The 6,105-nt window shown below is 65.4% G+C and carries 7 protein-coding genes; 5 read left to right on the forward strand and 2 right to left on the reverse strand.

The genetic code is table 11. From position 1 onward, the window contains the following. A partial coding sequence (locus M3461_05175; protein ID MDQ3773782.1) for a polyprenyl synthetase family protein occupies positions 1–485 on the reverse strand: 485 nt, incomplete at its 3' end. Between the two features lie 313 nt (positions 486–798). On the opposite strand from M3461_05175, the gene rplU reads away from it, so the two are divergent. The 4 genes from rplU to proB all read left to right on the forward strand — a co-directional run bounded on the left by rplU (position 799) and on the right by proB (position 3,703). Beyond that, entirely contained in the window at positions 799–1,125 is a 327-nt protein-coding gene (rplU, locus tag M3461_05180; protein ID MDQ3773783.1) for a 50S ribosomal protein L21, read from the forward strand. An 18-nt stretch (positions 1,126–1,143) separates the two neighbouring features. Beyond that, positions 1,144–1,416, forward strand: coding sequence for a 50S ribosomal protein L27 (gene rpmA, locus M3461_05185; GenBank protein MDQ3773784.1), 273 nt, complete (start codon positions 1,144–1,146; stop codon positions 1,414–1,416). Between the two features lie 123 nt (positions 1,417–1,539). Beyond that, positions 1,540–2,595, forward strand: a complete 1,056-nt coding sequence (gene obgE, locus M3461_05190) for a GTPase ObgE (protein ID MDQ3773785.1) — start codon at positions 1,540–1,542, stop codon at positions 2,593–2,595. Next, positions 2,579–3,703, forward strand: coding sequence for a glutamate 5-kinase (gene proB / locus M3461_05195; GenBank protein MDQ3773786.1), 1,125 nt, complete (start codon positions 2,579–2,581; stop codon positions 3,701–3,703). Before obgE ends, proB begins: the two co-directional genes overlap by 17 nt. A 112-nt stretch (positions 3,704–3,815) precedes the next feature. Here the strand turns inward: proB and rpsT are convergent, their stop codons facing one another. Further along, entirely contained in the window at positions 3,816–4,091 is a 276-nt protein-coding gene (gene rpsT, locus M3461_05200) for a 30S ribosomal protein S20 (GenBank protein ID MDQ3773787.1), read from the reverse strand. A 272-nt stretch (positions 4,092–4,363) separates the two neighbouring features. On the opposite strand from rpsT, the gene murJ reads away from it, so the two are divergent. After that, entirely contained in the window at positions 4,364–5,869 is a 1,506-nt protein-coding gene (gene murJ, locus M3461_05205; GenBank protein ID MDQ3773788.1) for a murein biosynthesis integral membrane protein MurJ, read from the forward strand. The last annotated feature ends 236 nt before the right edge of the window (positions 5,870–6,105 follow it).

Consider the following 6,105-nt stretch of genomic DNA (forward strand, 5'->3'; position numbering starts at 1 on the left):
AGGTAGCGTTCCTCGCTGGTATCGGGGTCATGGCAGTTCACGAGCTGCATGACCTCCCCCTCGGCGATGGTATTGGTCGCGTCCGAGAGGATCTCCATGACCCGCATGTCACGCACATCGACCATCATCTGGAAGGCGCGCGAGTACAGGAAATCGCCGACCAGCACACTCGCCTCGTTCCCGAAGACCAGGTTGGCGGTCTTGCGCCCGCGCCTGAGATCTGAAGCATCGACCACATCGTCGTGTAGCAGGGTCGCGGTATGGATCAGCTCGACTATCGCGGCGAGGTGGATATGGAGGCGGCCGCCATAGCCATGGGCGTGGGCGGACAAGAGCGCCAGCACCGGCCGCAGGCGCTTACCACCGTTGGCGACGATGTAGTGGCTCAACTGGTTGATGAGCGCGACCTCGGAATACAGGCGCAGCTTGATGAACCGGTCGACATCGGCGAGGTCATCGGCGATGAGCGCGCGCAGCGCGTCCATCTTCGTGGGGAGGCACTCGGTGAGCATGCGTTTCGCATTGTGCCAAGTCCGGGAGGGCGCCCACAAGGGGCGCCCCTACGTCCCCCCGACACAAGCGGGCGGGGCGAGCGCCTTGTGCGGGGCACCCGATCTCCGTACAATCTTCGCCCGGAAAACCGGACTACCCCCTCCTAAATCTCCCCCTTCGTCAGGGGGAGGGAAATAGATTCACGTCTCCCCTTACGAAGGGGGAGGTTAGGAGGGGGTAGGGCGGTTAGTCACCGGGCGTGGTATGCATTGGCGTGAGGGGCCATGTTTAGTATTCAAATTAGTCATGTACGCGGTCATCAAGAGCGGCGGTAAACAATACAAGGTCGCGGCGGAATCGACCCTGCGGGTCGAAAAACTCCCCGGCGACGTGGGTGCCTCGGTCGATCTCACCGAGGTCCTCATGGTCGTGGACGGTGATCGCGTCGAGGTCGGTCGCCCGATCCTGGAGGGCGTGAAGGTAGAGGCCGAGATCACGGCACATGGCAGAGGCCCCAAGCTGCGGATCGTCAAGTTTAGGCGCCGCAAGCATTATCGAAAGCAGATGGGTCACCGGCAGGACTTTACGGAGGTCACGATCCGATCCATCCAACTGGCCGGTCCGCCGGGTTGAGGATGAGGTGACGCGCAGATGGCACACAAGAAGGCAGGCGGCAGCACCCGAAACGGCCGGGACTCACACTCGAAGCGCCTCGGCATAAAGCGTTACGGCGGACAGATCGTGGTCGCGGGGAATATCCTGGTCAGACAGCGGGGCACCCGCTGGCACGCAGGCACCAACGTCGGCTGCGGGAAAGACCATACGCTCTTCGCCAAGGCGGAGGGGCGCGTGGTATTCGAGACCAAGGGTCCCCACAACCGCACCTTCGTCAGCGTGGTACCGGGCCAAACAAGATCGGGCTAGCTAGTCGGAAACGACCGGCGCTAACCTATATCTTACTGCCGGCACGCAGAGGCCCCGTCGCGACGGGGCCTTTTGTTGATGGGCCCGATGCCAACGCATGGGAAATGATCGCGGGGGCTCGCCGTGAAATTCGTCGATAGCGCGGTCATCGAGGTGGAGGCCGGCGCCGGCGGCCATGGCTGCCTGAGTTTCCGCCGTGAGAAGTACGTCCCGCGGGGCGGACCCGATGGCGGGGACGGCGGCGATGGCGGCAGCGTCTATCTCATCGCCGAAGGGGGTCTCGACACCCTCGTCCACTTCCGTTATCAGCGACGCTTCAAGGCCGAATCGGGACAATCAGGGATGGGGGCACAGTGCTCGGGCCGCGCCGGGGGTGATCTCATGATCCCCATCCCGGCCGGCACACGCGCCTATGATGCCGATACGGACGAGCTGATCGGGGACCTGGTGATGCCGAAGCAGCGCTTGCTAGTGGCCCATGGCGGCCTGCACGGCCGGGGCAATACGCGCTTCAAAACCAGCACCGACCGTGCACCGCGCAAGACCACGAAAGGCCAGCCGGGGGAATCGCGGCGACTGCGCCTGGAGCTGTCCGTGCTCGCCGATGTCGGCTTGGTCGGCCTGCCGAACGCGGGGAAGTCCAGCCTCATCCGGGCCATCTCGGCGGCGCACCCGAAGGTGGCCGACTACCCCTTCACGACCCTGCACCCGCACCTCGGCGTGGTGTCGGTGGACGTCGACCATAGCTTCGTGGTGGCCGATGTGCCCGGCCTCGTGGCCGGCGCCGCATTGGGCGCGGGGCTCGGGATCCAGTTCTTGAAGCACCTCGAGCGCACCCGCCTCCTGCTCCAGGTGGCGGACGCGGCCTGCGAGATCGGCGAGGCCGCAGAGGCGATCCGCACCATCGAAGAGGAACTGAAACAATACCGCCCAGGGCTCCACACAAGCGAACGCTGGCTGGTGCTGAACAAGACCGATCTCCTGCCCGAGGCCGAGCGCGAGCGCCATTGCCGGGCGATCCTCGATGAGCTCGGCTGGACGCGACCCTGCGCGCCAATCTCGGCCAAGACCGGTGCCGGGTGCCGTGATCTGGTGTACCGGCTCGCCGGGCGCCTGGAAGAGCTTCGCAGGACGGGGCCCGGGACGGACCTAGAAGATGCCCATGTCGCTGTGCCGTAAGACGCTCGCCGAGGCACGGCGCTGGGTCGTCAAGATCGGCAGCTCGCTCGTCACCAACCAGGGCCAGGGCCTCAGGGCTGATTCCCTGGAGGTGTGGGTCACCCAGATCGCGGCGCTGTGCCGGGAAGGGCGGGAGATCGTCGTCGTGACCTCGGGGGCCGTCGCCGAGGGGGTGGTGCGCCTTGGGTGGCCGGCACGCCCGCACGCCCTGCACCAGTTGCAGGCCGCGGCCGCCGTCGGCCAGATGGGGCTCATCCAGACCTACGAGGCGTGCTTCCAGCGCCACGGGCTGCACACCGCCCAGATCCTGCTCACCCATGACGACGCCGCCCACCGCCAGCGCTATCTCAACGCCCGGAGCACCCTGCAGACCCTTCTGAAGCTCCGGGTCGTGCCGATCGTCAACGAGAACGACACGGTCGCCACCGAGGAGCTCCGTTTCGGGGACAACGACACCCTGGCGGGGCTCTGCGCCAACCTGGTTGAGGCCCGGTTACTGGTGATCCTGAACGATCAGGCCGGCCTCTACGAGCGCGACCCGCGACTCGATCCGCACGCTCGTTTCATCCCCGAGGCGCGCGCCGGCGATCCGGCGCTCGCAGCCATGGCCGGCCCCGGCACGGCCCTCGGACGCGGCGGCATGCAGACCAAGCTGCGCGCGGCCGCGCTCGCGGCCCGATCGGGCACGGCGACGGTCATCGCCTCTGGCGCGGAACCCGAGGTCCTGACCCGCCTGGCCAGGGGCGAGGCCCTCGGTACCCTCTTGGTCCCCGGTCAGGGGCCGCTGGCCGCACGCAAGCGATGGCTGGCCGGCGGGCTCAAGCCCAGAGGCCGCCTGGCCCTCGATGAAGGTGCCGTGCGGGTGCTGACGCAATCCGGACGCAGCCTACTGGCGGTCGGCGTCCAGTTGGTGGAAGGCGGGTTCGCGCGCGGCGATCTGGTCAGCTGCGTGGATCAGGAAGGGCGCGAGATCGCACGGGGTTTGATCAACTACGCCGCCCCCGAGGCGCGCGACATCATGGGCCAGCCGAGCGATCGGATCGAACAGATCCTGGGTTACGTGGATGAGCCCGAGCTGATCCACCGGGATAACCTGGTGCTATTGTGAGTTGGCTACCGTAGCCCGGAGGGAACAATGCACTCCGGAAACGGCGTCCCCGGATCTCGCTTCGCTCCATCCGACCCACTTTTGGCCGGCCCTTTTGGCCGGGCTACTCTTGCTAGCCGCCCGTCGCGCCCAGCGCCGATATGGCCATGTGCAGGCGCCGTTTGTGGCGTGCCGCCTTGTTCTTGTGGATGATGCCTTTGGTTGCCATGCGATCGATGAGCGGCACGGCGGACCGATAGGCGGTGGCGGCGGCGTCCTGGTCTTTCGATTCCACCGCCCGCACCACCTTCTTGATGGCCGTGCGCAAGGCCGAGCGCCGGCCCTGGTTATGGGCACGGCGTTTCTCGGCCTGGCGTGCCCGTTTGCCGGCAGATGGCGAATTGGCCAAGCGATGAATCCTCTACGGTTTCCGACGAAATGAGGATACAACTATGCGGGCTCCGGCAGGGATTGTCAACGCTACATCGCGATTGGGGCGCGATTGGGGTCGCGAGTGTAGACCCGGCTGCCGGGGCCCGAAGTGGGCCGGAAGGCCCGGATATTTAAAGGACATTTCTGTATGGTATCTTGGGCGGTGGTCCCGCGCCCGCGGGGACCGCCACCGCATGAGGTAGCCCGCTGAGCACTCGACTGTTTCGATCCACGGCCACGGTCGGGGGCATGACGCTCGTTTCGCGCGTGCTCGGCTTTCTACGTGACATGGTCATGGCGCACATGCTCGGCGCGGGCTTGAGCGCCGATGCCTTTTTCGTCGCCTTCCGCATCCCCAACCTCCTGCGCCGCTTCTTCGCCGAAGGGGCCTTCTCCCAGGCCTTCGTGCCGGTCCTGTCCGACTACAAGAACCGCAAGAGCCGGACCGAGACCGAATGTTTCATCGACCGCGCCGCCGGGGCGCTGGCCGGCGTCGTGGGTGTGATCACGCTGTGCGGAATCGTCGCGGCACCTTTGATCATATTCGTGTTCGCGCCCGGGTTTCTGGCGACCGAGAGCAAGTACGAGCTGACGGTGTCGCTGCTCCGCGTGACGTTCCCTTATATCTTGTTCATCTCGCTCGCCGCCTTCGCTGCCGCGATCCTGCAGTGCCACGGGCGCTTCGCCGTACCGGCCTTCACACCGACGTTCTTGAACCTGAGCCTGATCGTGGCGGCGCTGTGGATGACCGGGTATTTCCAGGAGCCGGTGATGGCCCTGGCCTGGGGGGTGCTCGCCGGCGGCATCGCGCAGCTCCTGTTTCAATTACCGTTCGTCTTTCGGCTGGGGTTTTTCCCGGTCCCCCGGATCCGCACCGATGACCCCGGCGTCCGGCGCATGCTGGCACTCATGGGGCCATCGATATTCGGGGTCTCGGTGGTCCAGATCAACCTCTTGATCGACACTCTCATGGCCTCCTTCCTGGCCACCGGGAGCGTCTCGTGGCTATATTACTCGGACCGGCTGGTGGAGTTCCCGCTCGGGGTCTTCGGCATCGCGTTCGCGACCGTGATCCTGCCGCAGCTCTCTGACCACCACAGCACCGGCTCGCGCGAGACCTTTTCGCGCACCCTGGACTGGGCCCTGCGCTGCGTGTTGGCGATCGGCGCACCGGCCGCGGTCGGGCTCGCGGTCCTGGCCGGACCCATGCTGTGCACCCTGTTCCAGTACGGGGAGTTCGGGGCGCACGACGTGGCGATGGCAGAGAAGAGCCTCACGGCCTACGCGCTCGGGCTTTTGGCCTTCATTCTCATTAAGATCCTGGCCCCGGGGTATTATGCCCGGCACGACACCAAGACTCCGGTGCGAGCCGGCGTCGTGGCGATGCTGCTGCACCTGGCCCTGAATATAGCCCTCATCGTGCCGTTAGCTCACGCCGGCCTGGCGCTCGCCACGTCGCTCGCGGCTTATGTGAACGCCGCGCTCCTGTACCGCGGATTGCGCCGGCAAGGGGCCTATGCCCCGGTGGCGGGCTGGGGAGCGTTCCTGACCCAGGTGTTCGTCGCCACCGCGATCATGGCCGCGTTTCTGGTCATGACCTGCCCGCCCCTCGGGCAGTGGCTCGCCTGGGGGATCACAGACAGGGCCTTGCGGCTCGCGGGCCTGATAGGTGGCGGTACCCTGCTGTATGGGGCCGCGCTGTGGGCCCTGGGCCTGCGCTGGAAAAATATGATGGTGTCGAGAACACCGATATGATTACCGATATGATTCGGGCCATAGAATTCACCATATCATTCGGGCCGTATCATTCAGATCGTATCCTTCGGACCGTATCATTCGGCCGGTATTGACTAGCCGGTATTGACTAGTGTAGTGTCCCTTGAATAACTTTACAGATTATCCCTTCTTGTTTTTCCCTCGGGGTCCCATGTGAGGACTCCCACTTTTCGAGCTGCGTCCGTTCAGCCGTTTCAACTCGATCGACAGCCTCG

The organism is Pseudomonadota bacterium, assembly GCA_030860485.1.
Lineage (GTDB): Bacteria > Pseudomonadota > Gammaproteobacteria > JACCXJ01 > JACCXJ01 > JACCXJ01.